The organism is Pseudonocardia yunnanensis (assembly GCF_039534065.1).
In the GTDB taxonomy this organism is placed as follows: Bacteria; Actinomycetota; Actinomycetes; order Mycobacteriales; family Pseudonocardiaceae; genus Pseudonocardia; species Pseudonocardia yunnanensis.
In genome coordinates this window covers 190,245-209,329 of the sequence record NZ_BAAAUS010000007.1, presented here as the reverse complement: position 1 = coordinate 209,329, position 19,085 = coordinate 190,245, and the positions used below count along the sequence as shown (strand labels likewise).

The 19,085-nt window shown below is 68.8% G+C and carries 19 protein-coding genes; 8 read left to right on the top strand and 11 right to left on the bottom strand.

Annotation, left to right across the window (positions count from 1 at the left end; translation table 11 throughout):
- Nucleotides 1-10 precede the first annotated feature (10 nt).
- Entirely contained in the window at nucleotides 11-880 is an 870-nt protein-coding gene (locus tag ABD743_RS10290) for an alpha/beta fold hydrolase (RefSeq protein ID WP_344721108.1), read from the bottom strand.
- A gap of 48 nt (nucleotides 881-928) precedes the next feature.
- Here ABD743_RS10290 and ABD743_RS10285 point away from each other — a divergent pair, with 48 nt between their 5' ends.
- The 3 genes from ABD743_RS10285 to ABD743_RS10275 all read left to right on the top strand — a co-directional run bounded on the left by ABD743_RS10285 (nucleotide 929) and on the right by ABD743_RS10275 (nucleotide 4,520).
- The gene (locus ABD743_RS10285; RefSeq protein WP_344721106.1) at nucleotides 929-1,957 is read left to right on the top strand and encodes an LLM class flavin-dependent oxidoreductase; all 1,029 of its coding nucleotides are present in this window, start codon (nucleotides 929-931) and stop codon (nucleotides 1,955-1,957) included.
- Between the two features lie 77 nt (nucleotides 1,958-2,034).
- Nucleotides 2,035-2,700 (top strand): O-methyltransferase, encoded by a 666-nt coding sequence (locus ABD743_RS10280; protein ID WP_344721105.1) that lies wholly within the window; start codon nucleotides 2,035-2,037, stop codon nucleotides 2,698-2,700.
- 1,262 nt (nucleotides 2,701-3,962) lie between these two features.
- Nucleotides 3,963-4,520, top strand: a complete 558-nt coding sequence (locus tag ABD743_RS10275) for a TetR/AcrR family transcriptional regulator (RefSeq protein ID WP_344721104.1) — start codon at nucleotides 3,963-3,965, stop codon at nucleotides 4,518-4,520.
- Between the two features lie 321 nt (nucleotides 4,521-4,841).
- On the opposite strand, the gene ABD743_RS10270 is transcribed toward ABD743_RS10275, so the two are convergent.
- Both ABD743_RS10270 and ABD743_RS10265 read right to left on the bottom strand, forming a co-directional pair.
- A complete protein-coding gene (locus ABD743_RS10270; protein ID WP_344721102.1) occupies nucleotides 4,842-5,615 on the bottom strand; it encodes a hypothetical protein in 774 nt (257 codons plus the stop codon).
- Between the two features lie 127 nt (nucleotides 5,616-5,742).
- On the bottom strand, nucleotides 5,743-6,963 hold the full coding sequence (locus ABD743_RS10265) for an MFS transporter (protein WP_344721436.1): 1,221 nt from the start codon (nucleotides 6,961-6,963) through the stop codon (nucleotides 5,743-5,745).
- On the opposite strand from ABD743_RS10265, the gene ABD743_RS10260 reads away from it, so the two are divergent.
- Nucleotides 6,844-7,095: a hypothetical protein gene (locus ABD743_RS10260; protein WP_344721455.1), complete on the top strand. Its 252-nt coding sequence runs from the start codon at nucleotides 6,844-6,846 to the stop codon at nucleotides 7,093-7,095. The two genes, ABD743_RS10265 and ABD743_RS10260, sit on opposite strands and share 120 nt — an antisense overlap.
- Before the next feature lie 125 nt (nucleotides 7,096-7,220).
- On the opposite strand, the gene ABD743_RS10255 is transcribed toward ABD743_RS10260, so the two are convergent.
- Nucleotides 7,221-8,033, bottom strand: a complete 813-nt coding sequence (locus tag ABD743_RS10255; RefSeq protein ID WP_344721100.1) for an IclR family transcriptional regulator — start codon at nucleotides 8,031-8,033, stop codon at nucleotides 7,221-7,223.
- Nucleotides 8,034-8,974: 941 nt separating this feature from the next.
- Nucleotides 8,975-9,529, bottom strand: a complete 555-nt coding sequence (locus tag ABD743_RS10250) for a GNAT family N-acetyltransferase (RefSeq protein ID WP_344721099.1) — start codon at nucleotides 9,527-9,529, stop codon at nucleotides 8,975-8,977.
- A 299-nt stretch (nucleotides 9,530-9,828) separates the two neighbouring features.
- On the opposite strand from ABD743_RS10250, the gene ABD743_RS10245 reads away from it, so the two are divergent.
- On the top strand, nucleotides 9,829-11,472 hold the full coding sequence (locus tag ABD743_RS10245) for a DHA2 family efflux MFS transporter permease subunit (RefSeq protein ID WP_344721098.1): 1,644 nt from the start codon (nucleotides 9,829-9,831) through the stop codon (nucleotides 11,470-11,472).
- Nucleotides 11,473-11,567: 95 nt separating this feature from the next.
- On the opposite strand, the gene ABD743_RS10240 is transcribed toward ABD743_RS10245, so the two are convergent.
- The 3 genes from ABD743_RS10240 to ABD743_RS10230 form a co-directional block, all read right to left on the bottom strand.
- Nucleotides 11,568-11,834, bottom strand: coding sequence for a hypothetical protein (locus ABD743_RS10240; RefSeq protein ID WP_344721097.1), 267 nt, complete (start codon nucleotides 11,832-11,834; stop codon nucleotides 11,568-11,570).
- Nucleotides 11,835-12,123: 289 nt separating this feature from the next.
- On the bottom strand, nucleotides 12,124-12,825 hold the full coding sequence (locus ABD743_RS10235) for a DUF6766 family protein (protein ID WP_344721096.1): 702 nt from the start codon (nucleotides 12,823-12,825) through the stop codon (nucleotides 12,124-12,126).
- Between the two features lie 97 nt (nucleotides 12,826-12,922).
- A complete protein-coding gene (locus tag ABD743_RS10230; protein ID WP_344721095.1) occupies nucleotides 12,923-13,321 on the bottom strand; it encodes a hypothetical protein in 399 nt (132 codons plus the stop codon).
- Nucleotides 13,322-13,753: 432 nt separating this feature from the next.
- Between ABD743_RS10230 and ABD743_RS10225 the strand changes: the two genes are divergently transcribed.
- Both ABD743_RS10225 and ABD743_RS10220 read left to right on the top strand, forming a co-directional pair.
- A complete protein-coding gene (locus ABD743_RS10225) occupies nucleotides 13,754-14,428 on the top strand; it encodes a hypothetical protein (protein ID WP_344721093.1) in 675 nt (224 codons plus the stop codon).
- Nucleotides 14,425-15,081: a hypothetical protein gene (locus ABD743_RS10220; RefSeq protein ID WP_344721091.1), complete on the top strand. Its 657-nt coding sequence runs from the start codon at nucleotides 14,425-14,427 to the stop codon at nucleotides 15,079-15,081. The genes ABD743_RS10225 and ABD743_RS10220 overlap by 4 nt, the downstream gene beginning before the upstream one ends.
- A gap of 123 nt (nucleotides 15,082-15,204) precedes the next feature.
- Here ABD743_RS10220 and ABD743_RS10215 read toward each other — a convergent pair whose 3' ends face one another.
- The 3 genes from ABD743_RS10215 to ABD743_RS10205 all read right to left on the bottom strand — a co-directional run bounded on the left by ABD743_RS10215 (nucleotide 15,205) and on the right by ABD743_RS10205 (nucleotide 18,457).
- Nucleotides 15,205-16,119 (bottom strand): glycosyltransferase family 2 protein, encoded by a 915-nt coding sequence (locus tag ABD743_RS10215; protein ID WP_344721089.1) that lies wholly within the window; start codon nucleotides 16,117-16,119, stop codon nucleotides 15,205-15,207.
- A complete protein-coding gene (locus tag ABD743_RS10210) occupies nucleotides 16,116-17,369 on the bottom strand; it encodes a PIG-L family deacetylase (RefSeq protein ID WP_344721088.1) in 1,254 nt (417 codons plus the stop codon). The genes ABD743_RS10215 and ABD743_RS10210 overlap by 4 nt, the downstream gene beginning before the upstream one ends.
- A 92-nt stretch (nucleotides 17,370-17,461) precedes the next feature.
- Nucleotides 17,462-18,457, bottom strand: coding sequence for an acyl-CoA dehydrogenase family protein (locus tag ABD743_RS10205; protein WP_344721086.1), 996 nt, complete (start codon nucleotides 18,455-18,457; stop codon nucleotides 17,462-17,464).
- 184 nt (nucleotides 18,458-18,641) lie between these two features.
- Here ABD743_RS10205 and ABD743_RS10200 point away from each other — a divergent pair, with 184 nt between their 5' ends.
- Complete coding sequence (locus tag ABD743_RS10200) at nucleotides 18,642-19,064, top strand: hypothetical protein (protein WP_344721084.1); 423 nt, start codon at nucleotides 18,642-18,644, stop codon at nucleotides 19,062-19,064.
- The last annotated feature ends 21 nt before the right edge of the window (nucleotides 19,065-19,085 follow it).

The following is a 19,085-nucleotide window of genomic DNA, read 5'->3' as shown; positions in this document are numbered from 1 at the left end:
ACGTTCCGGCTCAACCGGCGTCTGCGTCACCTCGGTCGCGATCCACGGCGCCGACGGCCGGGGAACGGCGCTCCAGAGCGTGGCGATCGAGGAACCCGAGCACGACCCGCTCGGCCTCGTCGGAGAACTCCTCCCAGTAGCCGTGCCGCGCGCCGTCGATGATGTGGACGGTCGAGCCCGGGATCCGCTCGGCGAGCAGGTACGCGTTCTGCGGAACGTTGGTCGGGTCGTCGCTCCCATGGATGATCAGGGTCGGCGCGGTGATCGAGGGCAGCCGGTCCCACGCGTCATGTGCCTGACTGGCCTCGTAGTGCCGGGCCTGCGTGAGCGGCGGGGTGCCCACCCGCCAGTCCTGGCACACGCCGGGCCGCTCGGAACGGCCCTCGAGCCATGCCGGGGTGAACATCATCGCGTCCAGGCCCGCCTTGTCGTCCGGCCTGGCCAGCAGCGCGTTCGCCCAGTCAGGGCGTGGCACGCCATGCTTGTCACCAGGGGTTGTGGCGCCCAGCACGAGCGCACCCACCCGATCGGGATGATCGATCGCGACCCACTGTGCCACTCGCCCACCCATGGAGAAGCCGTACACGTGCGCCCTGGGCACGTCGAAGGCATCGAGAACGGCCACGGCATCCGCGGCGAACCCCGGTGTGGAGTAACCGTCTTCCGGCGACTCGCTGCGTCCCGTCCCCCGGTAGTCGAACACAAGCACCCGGTGCCGCTCGGCGAGCCGGTCGATCACCGCTCCCCACATGAGGTGGCTCGACGACTGGCCTGCCAGCAGGAGCAGCGGATCGCCCGACCCGCGCTCCTCGGCGTAGAGGCCCGCCCCGTCGCGCGTCCTTACCAGCACCGTCCACTCCTTCGTCCGGTCCGTGATCATCGTCCGGCGGAACAGTACGTCCGCGGAGTCGAGATTAGGGTCATGGACGTGCCGCCACCCTCGGTCCCGCTGCAGAAACTCGGGTTCCTCACCATCGGCTCGTTCGACGGCGCCGACCCCCGCGGGGGCCACGAGAGCACCCTCAGGGTCATCGAACTGGGGGAACAGCTCGGATTCGACGGGGCCTGGCTGCGTCACCGGCACCTGCAGTACGGCATCTCCTCCCCCGTCGCCGTCATGGCCGCGGCCACCCAGCGCACCAGCCGCATCGAGTTGGGAACGGCCGTCATCCCGTTGGGCTGGGAGAACCCGCTGCGACTGGCCGAGGATCTCGCCACCGTCGACATCCTGTCCGGCGGCCGGATCAACCCCGGCGTGTCCGTGGGACCGCCCATGCGTTTCGCCGAGGTCCGCGAAGCGCTCTACCCCGACACCGCCGACGTCGAGGACTTCACCTACGAGCGTGTGAAGCGCCTGGTCGGGCTGATCCGCGGCGAGCCTGCCAGCAGCTTCCAGGGCACCGTCGGCATCGAGGAGTTCTCCGACCACGTGCAGCCCCACGCCCCTGGTCTCGCCGACCGCATCTGGTACGGCGCCGCCAGCCCCGGCTCCGCCCGGTGGGCAGGCGGACAGGGCCTCTCGCTGCTCACCAGCAGCGTGCTCAAGGCCGCGGGACCCGACGACACCACCGACTTCGCCACCCTGCAGCACGCCCAGATCCAGACCTTCCGTGCCGAGCACCCCGACGGCGCGAACGCCCGCGTCTCCCAGGGTCTCGTCGTCATCCCCACCGACACCGCCACGCCCGAGCAGCGAGCGAAGTACGCGGCCTACGTCGAGGCCCGCACCCCACGCACCGCCAGGCCGCAGGGTCCGGCCAACATGCTCTTCGCCCCCGACATCCTGGGCACCTCCGAGCAGGTCGCCGAGGCGCTCTACGCCCATGCCGGCTTCCGCGACGTCAACGAGGTGGTCTTCGCTCTGCCGTTCGGTTTCGATCACGCCGACTACGTCCAGATCCTCACCGACATGGCCACCTCGTTGGGCCCGACCCTGGGCTGGTCCCCCCGGAAGTGACCAGCGACGCAATGAGTTGAAATCAAACAATGATTGTCACCTGGCGACACCATCTGCGGCGACCGTAAATTCGGAGCATGATCGCAGAGTTGTGGAGGTCCGTTGACGACTACTTCAGCACACTACTGCTCGACCCCGATCCGGTGCTCGATGCCGCGCTCGAGGCAAACAGGGCCGGTGCACTTCCATCGATCGATGTCTCCCCGCAACAGGGCAAACTGCTGCATTTACTAGCCTGTTCGATCGGGGCCCGCCGGATCCTGGAAGTCGGCACCCTGGGCGGCTACTCGACCATCTGGCTGGCCCGCGCCCTCCCGCCGGACGGGCGGCTCATCACTTGTGAGATCGACCCGCACCGCGCCGAGGTGGCCACATCCAACATCGCGATGGCCGGACTCGCCGACGTCGTCGACCTGCGCGTCGGCGCGGCCGACCATACGCTCAGCATTCTCGACGCAGCTGTGGACGGGCCGTTCGACCTCACATTCATCGATGCCGACAAGGGTTCGGGCACGGAGTACTTCGAGCACGCCCTGCGGCTCTCGCGGCCTGGAAGCCTGATCATTGTGGACAACGTGGTCCGCGGCGGCCGCGTGGTCGACAACGAGACCACGGAGCCCACCGCGGTGGGTAGCCGCCGACTTGCCGAGGCCGTGGCCCGGGAGAAGCGGGTGAGCGCAACCGTGATCCAGACGGTGGGTGCGAAGGGATACGACGGTTTTCTGCTCGCGCGGGTCGAGTAGAGGTGGCCGATCCGGTCGATCCATTCGCCGAGTGAGTCCGTACGCGCTTTGGCATCGCGGTCGCCGTCCCGACCGCACCCTCGACGAGCTGCGCAGGCAACTCGACGTTGTCCGGCAAGGAGCTGCTCCGGCGCCGGCTCACAGCGAGGCAGGGCCGGCGTGGCGGTTCCGCCGCCCGCGCCGACCAAGCGACCACGGACGCGGGGCCAGATTCGCCGTCTCCGAGGAAGATCACCGAACCGGCAGCGGGAACCGTGGCATCGACCGCTACCGGCCCCGAACCGACGATCATCATCGAACCGCGCTGGGCTGCCGGTGGGTGGCAACGCCGACCACCGGGGCAAGATCGCCATTTCGGCCCCGGGAACGGCAGCATCTGCCGCTGCCGGCACCCAACCGACGATCATGACCCGCGCGCCGGACCCGCACAGCCACAGGAACCCGTCCCCATCCGGGATGAGCGCCGACCGGACGCGGGAACCGCGCCACCCCACCGCTGCCTAGCCGAAAAAACGATCATCGGGAGCCCAGGGCGCTGGACTCGAGCGAGCACGCCGGCTTCTGGGGGAAGATCGTCGGCCGGGACCCAGGAACGGCATCATCTACCGCTGCCCGCACCCAAACGTCGATCACCGAACCGCGCCGAATGCCGGATGCGAGCGCAACGCCGACCACTGGGGCAAGATCGTCATTCTGGACCCGGGAACGGCACTATCTCCCGCAGCCAGCACCCAACCGTCGATCATGACGCCAGGAAGGCAGGGCCAGACGAGCCCGCCGGATCTCCGGAGATCGCCGAACCGGCACGCGGCGCCGCGTCACCCACCGCTGCCGGGGCGAACCGCCGAACGGCACCGGGTTCCCAGTGCCGCAACTACGCCGGCGTCCGACCGGAAGATCGCCAGTCTGGTACCGGGAACCGCATCATCTGCCGCCGCCCGTTCCCAACCGTCGATCATGAGCCGGACTGAAGAGCCAGAGCTTGTCACCTCCCGGCGCAACCGCCCAGCCAGATCGTGGCCATGGCGTCAGTTACCCCGTCTGAGCAGCTGTCGTAGACATCAAGCGTAGACATCGGTCGTAGCCTTGGGGCATGGACGCGTACCGGCCGCCCCACGGCCAGGGAGGAGTCCAGGCGTCTGCTTGGTACGAGCCTGGTGTTCGTCTGGATGGTGGTCGCCGCAATCAAAGGTCTGGGTTCTTGCGGCCGTCCGCCCCTCCCCGAGCTCAGATCACTGCTCCTACTGGCTGAGGAACGCCCAATGACGAGCAAGCCGCTCCCCCGGCGCCGCGACGCAGCTGCCAGTCGCGAACGACTGTTGCGCGCTGCGGCTGAGATTTTCGCGAATCGTGGGTTCGAGCAGAGCACTGCCCGTGACATCGGTGAACGCGCCGGGGTCGATCCGACGATGATTGCGCGGTACTTCGGCGGGAAGGCACAGCTCTACATCGCCGTCCTCCAGGCGGAGGACAGCTCCGACACACCGGCCGATATTCGCGACCGCAGCCGACTGGCAGGCCTTCTCGACCGCTTCGGACGTCAAGGCCCCGGTCCGATCCTTCAAGCTGCCGTACGCCCGTACGACGACCCGGCAGCCCAGGCCGCCGCCGCTGCCGCACTCGAGAACCGCCTCATTGATCCACTGCGTCAACGGCTTGCTCGTGAGGGCGAAGAGCATCCTGATCTCTTGGCCGAACTGCTGGTCGCGGCGTTCATCGGTGTTGTCATCAGTCGCCATGCCGGAACCTTCGAGCACCTTGCCCAAGCCACGACCGCCGACGTCCTCTCACTCCTCGACGGTCTGCTCGGGGCTAGCTGATTCGAGGCCGGATCTTCGCCGACGGCCGGATCACGGCCATCTGCTCCACGCTCCGACGGCGAACGCCCCGCCGGACCCACCTCTGCCACAGACCGAGCAGGCCAGCCGCCGGGCTCGCGGATAGCGGGAGGTGATCATCGCCCACGGGCGGTCACCGCGGCGCCTCGGTCGGACCGGCGCCGATCCCCACCAGCCGAGCAGGAAAGCCACCTCACTCGCGGAACTGCCGCCGTCTGCGATCTCCAGTCCACGCTGCACCGTATTGGCGTCGGCGCACCGTCACCGCGCGAGAGTCGCCGTCCGGAGTCCTCGGTCGCAGCGTCACGCCCGCTGCTCGACCTCCGCCCGCAACGCCGGGAAGTCCGGCGCGAACGACTGAGCACTCTGCAGTACGCGGACGAGCGCGCCGGTGCTTCCGGCGTCGGACCAGACGCAGACCGAGACCGGCACGCCGTTGAGGGTGCCGTCGCCGCATCGGGCGAGTCCACCCAGCGGCCCGGGATCGGCCTCGATGTAGCTGTCGACGCTGAGCTCCTCGCTCACGCCGGAGATGAACTGGCTCAGCCGGCTCTGTGGTGTGCCGCTGGTCGAGGCCACGGCTGTGACGATGACGATGTCCTGGGTCGCGGCGTTGCCGTAGATCCCCTGCGCGGTGGCCGTCACCTCCGGCACCCCCGAATCGTCGGCGCTTTCATCACCGCCCGCGGTGCCGATACGCGGTCTGTCCCCCAGCGTGTCCGGGGCCACCACGGTGATCGTCGCAGCGGAGTCGGGAACTGCCGGGCCAGAGGCCCCGGCCGCTGTCGCTCCCGACCCTGCATCCGGCTGTCCGGACTGCGACTTGGCCCGCAGCGCTGTCGAACCACCGAACACGCCGGTGACCTTGTCGGGGGCCACGGCGTAGGCCCCACCGACCGCTGCGGCGCCCAACGCCACCACCACGGCGGCGATCAAGCCGACCCGGAGCCAGGGCTTGCGGGACGCGTGGACCCGTGCACCGTCTGCGCCGGTCACCACCGGAAACTGCGCTGGGCTCGCGGGCCTGGAGTACGGGATGGGGTAGGGCTTCGTGTGTGGATCGACCGGTTGCGACATCGCTGACTCCATCTCGGCGCGGACTACATGATCGTCACGCGTCTTACGAGAATCCGGTTCAGCGCCGCGTCGACGCCGGCCCGATCCGTCCGGCCTCATCAAGGGCGCCTGGCCGCCGGGTGCGCTGTCATCGAGGCGAGCGGAGGAGGTGGCCGCGGTTCAGCGGCGCCTCCCGTAGCGTCTTTCGAGCATGAGAGCGGCCAGTCCGGCTGCGATCATCGGAACTCCCATCGCGCAGATCACCGTGCTCGGCGACCACTTCGCCGTCAGCGCCGCGCCGACCACGATCGGTCCGAGGATGCCGCCGACCCTCCCGACCCCCAAGCGCCCAGCCCACCCCCGTGGAGCGGATCGACGCTGGATAGAACACGGTTGTCAGAGCGATCAAGCTGTTCATCCCGCCGACGATGCAGGCCCCGGTGAGCAGGGCGGCCGCAAGCAGGACCCACAGCGGCGCCCTGAGGGCGAGCCCGGTGAGCGCCACGAAGAGGAAGCCGCCCATTTGCTGAGCAGCGACAGTCGCGTACGCGCCGATACGGCCCATGGCCGGGCCGGTGACGACGGTCGCCGCCAGGCCGCCGATGACGATGAGTGTGGTGACGGTGACGACCACCGCATTGTCGAAGTGCAGTCCGGTCATGATCGTCGGCAGCCAGCTCTGCAGCGAGTAGAACTCAGCAATGTTGACGCCGAAGATGATCCAGAGCAGGACGGTACCCAACATACGGTTTTCCGTGAAAACGGTGGCCAGGGCGGTTCGCTTCGCCGCGTCCTCCGCTTCCACCGCGAATGCCGGGACATCGCCGGCCGGCAACGAGCGATCCATCCTGCGTAGGACACGCAGAACGCGCCGCGCATCGGCACCACGCCGGATCATGAACACCGGCGACTCCGGCAGGAACCGCAACAGCAGCACCACCAGCACGAGTGGGGCGAGCCCGCCCGCCCAGAACATCGATCTCCAGCCATACGCCGGTAGCAGCCAGCCGGACGCCACACCGGCGAAAGCGATGCCGACCACGAAGCCGGAGTAGATCACCAGCACGAACGTGGCGCGAAGCCGTTTCGGACTGAACTCCCCGGCCAGCGCCACGCAGCTCGGGCCCGCCGCACCCAGTGCCAGGCCGGTGCAGAACCGCAGCACGATCAGCTCGGTCACGTCACCCGCCCACGCCGCGCCGAGCGTGCACCCGGCGAACCCCATGGTTGCGCCGATGATCATGCGCTTGTGTCCGAGACGATCGGACAGCGGAGAGATCAGGAGATAGCCGACCATCAGTCCGACAAGCGCCGAGGAGAAGATCGGACCGAGGAGCTGAACGGAAAGGCTCCACTCGTGCGCGATCATCGGGGCCGTATAGCTGATGGCCTGGGTGTCGAACCCATCGAGGAGCATGACGAGGCCACACAGGCTGATCACGCCGTACTGGAAGGGACTGACACACCGTTCGTCGATGAAACCGGGCAGGCGCAGTGCTGACGGGCTCAGTGACATCCTCATTCCGCTCCGGGGCGCAGGCGACCCCCTCGGTAAATGATCAGGATCAGGTCGGCCATAGGACTGAATCGCGCCGCGGGCCGGGTATCTACCCTGGCCACGGAGGGTCACAATTGTTCGTTATTGACGAACGGGAACAATCGAATGTTCTGAGGCCCGTGCCGGACCTGCGGTTTCCCCAGAGCATCGGTGATGCCTCGCGAGGACAGTCGGAGCGCTCTTACATGCGTCATCGGCTGTGCACCGTCGCGGGGAACGACGACGGAAAGGGCGGCGATCACGTCGCCGCTCGGTGAGTACACCGGAGTCCCGACACCCAGCGCGTCGGGCGTGATGTATCCGTCGCAGACGACGTAGCCGCGAGTGCGGATATTGGCGAGTATTCGCCGCAGCTCGGCCGGATCGGTCGGGGTGTTGGGCGTATAAGCGCGCATCGGTGCCGACAGGAAAGAATCCTGCATGTGGAGACTGGCGTGCGCCAGCAGGACCAGTCCGCCCGTGGTCGCGTGCAGCGGTTGCCTGTCGCCGACCTGGGTGACATTGGTTACCGCGCTTCGGGTGGACAACCGCTCGATCACGAGCGCGTCGCAGCCCTCGAGAACGTAGAGCTGCGTGTGTTGGCGGGTGGCTGCATGCAGATCCTCCATGAATGGCATCGCAGCCTCGCGCAGGCCGAGCGCACGGGGCGCCCTGGACGCGATCTCCCAAAGTCGGACGCCGACATGGAGCCGGCGATCGCTGCCGCGCTCCAGCAACCCCATCTCGAGCAACTCGGCGACAATACGATAAACGGTCGGCACCGGGAGCCCTGAACGTTTCGAGATGCGGCTGACAGTGAGCGCAGAGTTGTCCTGATCGAAAGTCTCGAGCACAGCCAACACCCGCGCGAGCGCGGACCGCCCGGCTGACTTATGGGCCATCGCCATCCTTTCCGCTCTGCGCGAGATCGCGTGGGCGATCCCGTGAGACCGATGGTGCAATCGCGGATGTCTTCCGCAGCGTCCGCGCCTCTGCGGGTAGCAGCGTACGGGTCAGAACGCACCGGACAATGGAGTGATCCAGCGGATCTCTCGCGCAGCGGGCTTCGCACACCCGGCGGATCCTTACGAAAGTTCGCGAGATCCACTGGACAGTGCGCGTGGCCAGTACTAGCGTTGTCGAGAATGACAGTCGCGACGCGCTCAGGCCAACAGCGATTTCGATGAACGAGAAATTTTTCGACGGCCATGGTTCCGGTCGAATGCCGGTGCATCCGGCAGGTTCGATGGGGATGAGTCGCGCGATAACGCCGACAAACCGGCTTTGGCTGGTTGCCGTCGGGCCTTCCGCCTGGCCGACGTGCGGACGCAGCGACGGCTCGTGTAGCGATTTTGCGAAGATGGTGCCGTAGGGGCGTGTACGGGCTCGGAGAGTGGTCCCGTTTCGGTGCGATCCGGCGCAACGCGGTGTATGAGGGGACCCGCGGCATTGAGCACGAAAGTCGGGCGCAACGTCGCAGACCTGGGCCAGGGAGCGGTTCCGGTTCGCGGTGATCACGGCGAAGCGGTGGAGCGGCCGCTGCCGACCAGCCAATCCTGACGGAAATCGATCATTCCGGCCGCCTGCCGCACAGTCCATGACAGGGCGATCGGCTCCGGCCCGGATCGGCTTCTGCTGCACATCGGCTCGGCAGCGAGCTCCGCGGCGGCCGTCGCCGGTCGAGGTGGCGCCGCGATGGTGTGAGCCACTCCTCGACAGTGACACGCCATGACCTGCATCACCCCTGTCCCTCGCGTTAGCCATCAGCCGTAGACATCGAGTGTAGACTTCGTACGTCGCCTACGGGTCGGCATCGCCGGGACAGGGGCTGACTGGGTCGGGCTCAGGCTCGGTGCTTGGGGCAGATGGTCGCGCTGTAGATGACGCGGCGGCCGCCGTGGACGGTGGTGCGCCCCTCCTCCTCGAGCCCGAGTTTGGCGGCGACCCGCTGCGAGGGGATGTTGGCGGGGTCGATGATCGCGATGAGGCGTCGCAGGCCGAGGACGTCGCGGGCGAAGTCGCGGCAGGCTGTGGCCGCCTCCGTGGCGTAGCCGTTGCCCTGCAGGCCGACGCGGATGTGATAGCCGACCTCGATCTCCTCCGCGCCGTCCACTCGCTGAGGTGTGAGCCCGCAATCGCCGGCGAACTCGCCGGTGGCGCGGACGAGTACCACCCACAGCCCGAATCCGCGCCTGCGGTAGAGCTGCTGATTCCCATCGATCCATGCCTGCGCTTCGTCGCGGCGCTTCGGCGCGGGGTAGTAGCGCATCACCTCTGGATCACCGCGCAGTGCGGCCATGTCGCCGAGATCGGCGCTGGTCATTTCCCGGAGGATGAGCCGAGGAGTGGTCAGCACGGTGCGCGGGTTGTCCCCGCCCTGGTGCGGTGCAGAGCTCATGCAGAAGATCATCAACATGCAGTCACCCGACGTCGATCGGCCACGCTCGTGAGTGCACCAGCCAGCGCACCGGGGATACCCCCACCACGTTCCGCGCCCGCACACGCGGCAGCCTCGGCTGACCGGCGGTCACACGGCCGTCGAAGATTGTCCTCGGCGGATCAGCCGGGAGGAAAACCCTACGTGAGCTGGGGTGTTGTGGCTCCGGACGGTGGGGCTCGCTCTATCGCTCCCGGAGATTCGAGCGCGCATGGTTCACCTATCCCCGCCGCGGGCCGCCTGCAACGCAGAGGAAGACAGTGACCAGCGCATCCGACGTCCTCATCCGCGAATCGTCGCCTTCGGACGAGCCTGCGATGGTGAGCTCACGCGACTGCACGGTGATCGCAGTGCTGCTCGTCTCGACGTTCGTCGTCATCCTGAACGAGACGATCATGAGCGTGGCCCTGCCGGTGCTCCTGACGCACCTGCACGTGGACGCGAGCGTGGGCCAGTGGCTCACCGCAGGCTTCCTGCTCACGATGTCGGTGGTCATCCCGATCACCGGTTTCCTCATCCGGCGCGTGCCTACGCGGTTGTTGTACGGCATCGCGATGACGCTGTTCAGCGCAGGCACCCTCATCGCCGCGCTGGCGCCGGACTTCCCCGTCCTGCTCATCGCGCGTGTCGTGCAGGCCAGCGGCACCGCGATCATGTTTCCGCTGCTGACGACCATCGTCATGACGGTCGTGCCGCCGGCGCGCCGAGGCACCGTGATGGGCCACATCTCGATCGTCGTCTCGGTCGCAACGGCCGTCGGACCGACCGTCTCCGGCGTTGTGCTGAGCCTGTTCGGCTGGCGGTTCATGTTCTGGCTGGTGCTCCCGATCGCGATCAGCGCCCTGGTGCTGGGCCTGCGCCGGGTCTTCGACATCGGCGAGCGCAGCCGCGCACCGATCGACGTGCCATCGGTCGTTCTCTCGGCCCTCGGCTTCGGCGGTCTCGTGTACGGGCTGAGCATCATCGGTGGATCGTCGGGAAGTACATCGTCTGTCGTCGCGTGGATGTCGTTCGCCGTCGGCGTCGCCTGCCTGGCGATCTTCGTCGCCCGGCAGCTGGTGCTCCAGCGCACCGACCGCGCGCTGCTCGACCTGCGCACGTTCCGGTCGCGGACGTTCACGATCGCCACGGCGATGATGATGCTGGTGATGGCGATCTTCCTGGGCACCGTCGTCTTGCTGCCGATCTACCTACAGAACGTCCTGATGCTCGCGCCGCTGTCCACCGGCCTGCTGCTGCTCCCGGGAGGCCTGCTCATGGGCGTGCTCGGACCGGTGGTGGGTCGCCTGTACGACCGCTTCGGTGCACGAGCGCTCGTCATGCCCGGCGCCGTTGCGATCAGTGGCGCCCTCTGGACAACCACGATGTTCAGCCCCGAGAGCCCGATCATGGTGGTGGTGGGCTTCCACCTGCTGCTCTACGTCGGACTGGCGTTCGTCACCACACCGCTCTTCACCGTCGGACTCGGCGCGGTGTCCCCAGACCTGTACTCCTACGGGAGCGCCATCTTCGGCACCACCCAGCAGCTCGCGGGCGCGACAGGGGTGGCCCTGCTGGTCAGCGTTCTCGACCGGCAGTCGGCGGACCTCGCCGCCGGGGGCGCATCTGTCGTCGCGCAGACGGCGGGCGGGGTGCACGGCGCGTTCGTCGTCGCCGCCTGTCTGTCACTGATCGTGGTCGCCTGCGCCTTCTTCGTGCCAAGGCGCGCAGCGAACGCCGGGCCGGCACAGGAACGATCTGTCCCGTGCTCCGAGCCCGTCCGCTCGGGCGATCCCGCACTGCGGCGGCCCCGTCGGACCGGGGCAGCTCTAGCCTGCCCGCTCGCGGCTGCTGCGGTCCGTGCGGTGACCGATCTCCGGACGTTCCTTCACCCCGGCCGGGACGTACAGCACGCGTGCCGGTGACCGGCCCACCGGGACCGGACGCACGTGTCGTCAGCGTCGCTGCTGATATCCCGAAGCCGGCCCTGCGGTCTCACCGGCCGTGGGGCGTCGGCGATTCAGGCCGTCGGACGTCGCGGGGCACCGCGCACGGTGCACCAGAACGCACTCAGCTCCCGCGGATCTGAGGCCTGTCGCATCCGCGTGGATGTCTGCTCGCCGAATCGTCCACGCAGCGCGCGGGCGGCCGCACGCTCCGCTCCGCGAATGAGCTCACCGGCGTGGACGGGGACCCGCGAGCACAACACGGCGATGAAACCGAAGCGCCGCTGCCCGCTCCGGACCTTCTTCCGCCACGCCGGCAACCACAGGATCTCGGCACTCATGGGCGGTTCGCTGTCACCGCATACCGCGCGGATAAGCGCGGCCTCGAGGACATGTGGATCTGTCTCAGCGGGAGCCTTCACGCGAACGACGGCCATCACCGGATTCCCTGCCCCCGCATACAGGGTCTTGGCCTGCCGCGACTGTTGCTTGCCCATCAGTCTCCCGAAGATCAGGTGAGCGTCGATGCTCAGCGCTCCTACGATGGCACACGAAGGTGAGAGACAGGCCCACACACCTCGAACCCGACACATCGTCAGGCGACGGTGCTGGTCGGCCCCGGCGAGAGACTCAGCCGGTATCGCCCGTGTCGCTGTGAGCTGCCCCGACCGGCTTGGACTCCGGTGAGCCGCGCTGGCGCAGGTATACGGCCAGCACGGCCATCGAGCCGACAGCCAGCATCTCCGACTGCCAGTTCTGCGTGGTCCGGTTCCAGAAATCCGGCTCACCGAGGTAGCCGAGCCAGCTCACGGGGTCCTGGCGGCCACGGAGTTCCTCGACGTTGTACGCCGCCCAGCCGGCCACGGACTGGGCACCCCACGACAGCAGGAAGATACCGCCCATCACGAGGCCGAGGGAGCGGGAGAACACCGGAACGCGCCAGTCGCCCGCGCGTGCCCAGCGTGGCGAGTCGGCCGTGGTGTGACGGCCGACGAGCTGGTCCTTGTCCGACTCCGTTCCGGCCTCGTCCACCGGCTTCGATTCGGACGATCCCCGCTGCACGAGCCACACAGTGGCGAAGATGTAGAGGAAGAACTGCAGGTACTCCGACTGCCAGTTCTCCGCGACGTCCACGGCGAACGACGAGGATGTGAGGTACTGCCCGAGCGAGACGGGTTCACTCCCGTCGCTGACCTGCTGGTCGTTGAAATTGGCATGCCCCGAGAACGCCTGCCCGGTCAGCATGACGAGGAACAGCACACCGAAGACGATGCCGAGCCCGTTATCGTGCAGCACCCGCCACACGCCGCTGCGCTTTTCGGACGTTCCCACCGAGGTGCTCATCGGCCCAGCAGTCCGATCGCGATGAAGTACGCGAGGCCGACTCCGATAACGGCCAGGTAGATCACGAACAATGCACGTGTCGATGTCATGGGCCCTCCACGCGGCAGGCGTACGGCGCATCTCCGCGGGACCGGCAGCCCGCGGCGGTGACCTTCCACCCATCGCCGGTCTTGGTCAGGAACACGGTGTCGCCGACGAGGTGCACCTGCGCCTGGTCGCCCCACACCGTCGAGGACTGCACCGCCCCCCGGGGAAGCTCCAACTGGGCCGTTGCCTGGGCGCACGGCCGGCCCGACTGCGCCTCCACCGTCGCGACGGTGGCCGGTGCGAGCATCTGGCATCGGTCGGACGGGTCGGCCGCCGCCGCAAACGCTGAGGCCACCCGCTCCACCTGCTGCTGCTCCAGATCGGCGCACCCGCACAGCAACAGGGCCGCAGCGACCACCACCGCAGCCCGCACCTGCACCGATGACCGACGATGCATGCGATCGCCTACCCCTCACCCCTTGATCGGCAAACCGCCGTGTCGTGGTCGACGACCAGTTCACCGTGCCGTCGGGCTCCGGAGCGTCGGTGGGTCTCAGGGTCCGAGCGTCGTGCGCGGGGGGATCACCACCGAGGCCGCCGATCACACGCGTTTGATCAATGATCGCGGTCGGGAACTCACGATGATCCTCTGGGGCCACCCGCGCGGCGGCTGACCAGCCGACCTCTTCCCGAGGCTCGGCTGGACGAACGGCGAGGTTCGGACCGCTTCCGTGGACCGTCCACAGTGCACTGACATGCCCCCGCGGACCGCACCCGTATCGGCGAAGAAAAATCCGATCCTCAGGATCGCGTTTCATCCGGGGCACCGAACGGGAAGCTCTGAGACCAGATCACTCACCGAGTCATTCGTTCCTCGAGGAGGCCCACGGTGGACGCCACCGTACTTGCCCTAATTATCGTCGCGGTGGTGCTACTGGTTGCCGTCGTGGCGATGGGTGCCATGCTCGCGAAGCGCAGGCGGTCTGAACAACTGCAGAAGCAGTTCGGACCGGAATACGAGCGACAGGTCATGGAGACCGGCGACCGCAAGGCGGCTGAGTCGGACCTGCAGGCCCGCCAGCAGCGCCGCGACAAGCTCGATATCCGCGATTTGGACAACGAGGAGCGATCCCGGTTCCAGCACGAGTGGAGCACGGTGCAGCGCGGCTTCGTCGACAACCCGGAACGCGCGCTGGATGGAGCCGACGCGCTCGTCGTGAGCGTGATGAAGGCCCGCGGATATCCGGTCGGGGACTTCGACCGGCGCGCCGAGGACCTCTCGGTGGATCACGCCGACGTCGTGCGTCACTACCGCGACGCCCGCGCCGTCCGCGACGCCTCGGCACGCAGCGGGGCTCGCGACAACGGCGATGGGGTGGACACGGAGCAGCAGCGCCAGGCACTCACGTCCTACCGCTCGCTGGTGGAGGCGCTGCTGGGCTCGCGTTCGGCGGATCACGCCGACCCCGACACCGGTAGGAACGCCGACCGCACCGACACCAGCACCCCCATGCACACCACCACGACCGATGCCTACCGACCGACTCAGGAGCCCACACGATGACGCGGCACGTCCCACGCAGCGACCACGACAGCAACACCGGCGCCGACCTCCCGGAGACCGTCGCCGATCCGCGCGCAGGCCAGGACACAAGAGTCGACGGCACCCGTCGCGGTACGACCCACGACGGCGACATGGGCGCCGGCCGCACGACGACCGGAGCGGACCCGCGTGGTGGATATGACGCCGACCGGGGCACGGCCCATGACGGCGCGATGGGCACCGGCCGGGCGACATCCGTCCCCGGCGCCCGCGCAGATCAGGACATGGCCGTTCACGACGCCGGCCACGGCACGGACCACGGGATCGGCCAGGCCGCTACGAGTCGACAGGTCAACCACACACAGGCGAATCAGTCCGCCCACGCCGATGGCTCCGCCGAGTCCGACCGCGAGCCCCTCGTCCCGCAGCAGCGGGCCACGGAGTACGGCCGCCGCTGGGATGCCGTGAAGGGCGGCTTCGTCGACGAACCGCGACAGGCCGTGGCCGAAGCCGACCAGATCGTCGCCGAACTGCTCGAGGAACTCCAGAAGTTGTTCCACGACCAGCGCCGCGACATCGAGCAGGGTATCGACGCCGAATCCACGTCGACCGAGGACCTGCGAATGGCCTTGCGCCGCTACAGCAGCTTCTTCGCCCGGTTGCTCTCGGTCTGATCTGCAGGAATCACAAGGACTCGGACCATCCGACGGTGGCGGCCAGGAACTGTCCTGGCCGCCACCGTCGGATTCGCATGCCTACATTTTTCGATCCGACCTTCATGATTCGCTCCCGTCGCGTCAGCGACAATTCCGGCAGCGGCTCGTAGACGGCTCCCGCGCACCCCGATCCGAATCCAACGACCGCAACAAATCGGCGAGCCCGCCGGCAGCCCGGCCACGGAGCCTGGCGCTCGTGCGGACGCGCAAGATGGTGGGACATGTGAGCCGGTATCCGGCCTCGTCGAGTCGCCGCCAGAGGCCGTGGTCCTCGCCGGGTCCGTCCGCCGGAAACCCCCCGACGGCGACATAGGCGTCGGCCCGCACCCCCAGGTTGGCGCCGTAGACGTGCATGTGCCGATCACCGTCCAGACCGTTGGAGACGAGCGCGTGGTACTGCCGCTGCGCCGTGATCGAGAGACGGTTTCCCCCTCTGAGATCCGCCAGCCCGGCAACACCACACGCCCCGGCGCGGGCGTGCCGCAGGTGCGCGAGGGCCCAGTCCGGCGGCACCGTCGTGTCGGCGTCCGTGTGCAGGAGCCATGTGGCGTCGAGCGGTTGGGGACGGAGCCGCTCGAGTGTCAGCCGAACGCCCAGGTCGCGGACGGCGCCCACACCCGAACCGGCCACGGAGTGCCGTTGTTGCACCGACGCGTCGGCGCACCGGCTGCCACGACGCCTTGCATCGGCAGCGCCTCCGGTGATGGACGACGGCATCGACGACAGGCAATGGCCGTGCGGGTGCAGCACCTGCCGGACGCCGGTCGCCGCGATGCTCACTGCCGTTGCTGCGGGCCAGTGCCGCACCAACTCGTCGACGAGTGCGGGCGTGCGGTCCGAGCAACGGTCGAGCACGACCGTGACCGCCGTTGTGATGCCGCGCGGCAGCTTGTCGATCGCCACGCGGACACTTCGCAGGCACGCGCCGATTCGTTCCTGCTCGTCACGCGCAGGAACGACCACCCCGACCGCGACGATCCGGCGCCGGCTGTTCACCTGCGCCGCAGGACATGCAGCAGGAACTCCTCGTCAGTGTGCTCCACCAGGACGTCGAGCTCTGGACGAGCGGACAACAGCCGATGGGTGGCGCCGGCATCGCGCGGAGCCTCGGGCGGCCAGCCGCGCCAATGGACCACGACGACGTCGGCACCGGGTTCCAGTGCTGCCAACGTGCGATCCACGGTCGCTGCGAGCGTGGCGTCGTCGAGGTAGTAGAGGACCTCGCTGAACACGGCGAGATCCACCGCCTGCGCCGGCACCGCCTCGGGCAGTGCGGCGGACGTGACCTGAACCCCGTCTGCAGTGAGGCAGAGCCGCCGAGCGCGCGCGGCGGCCGCCGGAACGGGATCGGACGCGAGCACCTGATCACACCGGCCGGCGATCTCCAGGGTGAGCTCGCCCGTGCCGCAGCCCGGCTCGAAGGCGGCGCGGTAACGATCTCGAGGCAGGCTCGCGAGCACGACGGAACGCTTGCGCCGCTCGTACCAGGAATCCGCGTGCCATGGGTCTTTGCCCTCGGCGTAGAGAGCGGCGAAGCGTTCGATCGGGGCCGACTCGACACGCGGCTCCCGGAACAGCAGGTCGGTGTCGCGATCAACATGGTCGAGCAGTCCGGCGGCGAGAACCGGTGGCGAGCCGTCCGGCCCTGGCTCCAGCTGCGACGCGAAGCACCGGACGGCCCGGCGACGCGCCGTGCGAGCCGCCTCGTCGAGCGGCACGACTCGCGCCCGTTCCCATGGCACGGACGGGTCGGTGGGATCGATCCACGCCCAGGTCCAGATGGGATAGGACCACCCGTGCGCCGAGACCGGTGCCGCCGCAGCAGTGGCGAGGCCGACGGCTCGGTGGTCGGGATGCGGGTCGTCGGGCCACGGCGCCAGGTAGGCGTCGGCGTCCGCCAGAACGGGTTCGAGCGCCTCCCGTAATTCATCGGCGTGTGCATGCAAAGCGGAGTCCGGCAATCCGAGCCACAGCACCGCGACCTCGTCCAACGCCTGCACCCGCAGTGCAGCGGCCAGCTCTGCTCGACGGATGAGCCCGAGCTCGCGCCGTGCCACCTCCCCCAGTCCCGGGTAGGCGGCCTCACCGTCGGTGGCCACGACGAGTGTGATCACCGAGCCCGCCCTGTGCAGGGCACGCAGCGCGCCACCGGCACCGAGGGTCTCGTCGTCCGGATGCGCGGCCACGACCACGACACGCTCGTGCGCCGCCGCGTCGAAGGATGGCGGACGGCGCATCTCGATCATCCGGCTCCACGCGGACACCGGTGTGGTCGGACGCACCTGCGCCGGCGCGGCCGTTGCTTGGGCTCGGACGGCCGGGGACGGCTGAGCGGCGCTCACCGCGCAGCCCACATCGCCAGCACGCTCGCGCCGAGCGCCGCATGGTCGCGCTCGCCGTGATGCTGCCGGATGTACAGCGACAGATCAGCCAGCGTTCGGGCGAGAGCACCGTCGCGACTGAGCGCGGCCGCGCCGACCATCCGTGGGACACGCTCGACGACCTCGCGCGTGGCCCGCTCCACCGCGCAGCGCACCGCCGAGAGGCTGCAGGTGTGATCAGCACCTGGCGCGGCGTCGAGTGCGTCGGCCGTGCGCTGCAGCAGGGCGAACGCGGCCTCCATCAGGGCGTGCAGCTCGCCGAGATGGGCGAGCTGGTGGGGATCAGCGGGCGAGCGCAGATGGGCGACGGCACGGTCGAGCAGGCCGACCGCACCACCCCACCACACCGCTGCCACGCCGCCGCCGCCCGCGGCGAACCCTGACCGGGTGGTGTACCAGCCTGCCGGGCCGACCAGCGCGTCGAGCGACACCGGGACACCGTCGAACCGGACGTCGACGGTGTCGGCCGCGGCCATCGCCGCTGTGGCCCACGTGTCCGGTTCGGGCACGAGCCCGGGCTGATCGACGGCGATCTCGACCAGCACGTGGCCGTCGGCCGGCTCGGGTGCGTCGGCCACGACGAGAGCGCGGTCGATCGTGTGCGCCCCCGAGCAGAACCGCACGGTGCCGTGCAGCCCCAGTCCGTCGCCGGACGGGACGAGGCGGGCGCCGGTGCCACCGGATCGGGAGGCCCACACGCCGTAGAGCGTCTCGGGCCGCGCATGCCGCGCAGCCTCGGCCAGGATCGCCACGGCGTCGGTGTGGCCTTCCACGAGCCGGGCCAACCCGAGGTCGCGCCTGCCCCATCCGGCAAGACCCGACCACCGCTCGGCCGTACGCCCTCCGCGCGGAAGCGGGAGCTCGAGTTCTCCGGCGGACAGCAGACCGCGCAACTCGCCCTCCCCGGGTGCGACGTCACAGGGATGGTCGTCCCGCCGTCGCGCATTCACCATCGCTCGCACGACGATCTCTTACCCGAGCTCAGGCGATCCAACCCTCGCCGGACGCTGCGCCGGCTCCACATGTAATGCCGAGCTCCGACAGCCCGACGCCAGCCCCGGCGGGGTGCCGATCGTCCCCGGCAGAACCGACCTACACCCGGCCTCGCTCGCGCTCGGCGGCGTAGAGTCCGCCGGCATGGACGCGGCCACGCGCGTTCTCGTCCTGGCCAACCGGACGGCGGATTCCCCCCGGCTGGTCCGGCAACTCCTCGCCCGCCACGCCCTGGGCCCGATCGCCGTGACCATGCTTGCTCCCGCAGCATGGGAGGTCCAGGACCCGCACGGGGGCACGGAGTCTGCGTGGCGGCGGCTGCGGGCGGCGCAGAAACTCTTGCAAGCCGACGGGATCGAGGTCTCCTGCAGGATCGGCGACCCGGACCCGATGACCGCGTTCGAGCGCGAGTGGCAGTGCCGCCGCTACGACGAGATCGTCGTCTCCACCCTCCCGAGGTATCTGTCGAGATGGCTGCGCATCGACCTGCCCCATCGGATCAGGAAAGCCGCCGACGTCCCCGTCACGCACGTGATCGCCTCTCCTGAACCGGCGGACGCGAGCTGAGCAGGGCACACGATCCTCACA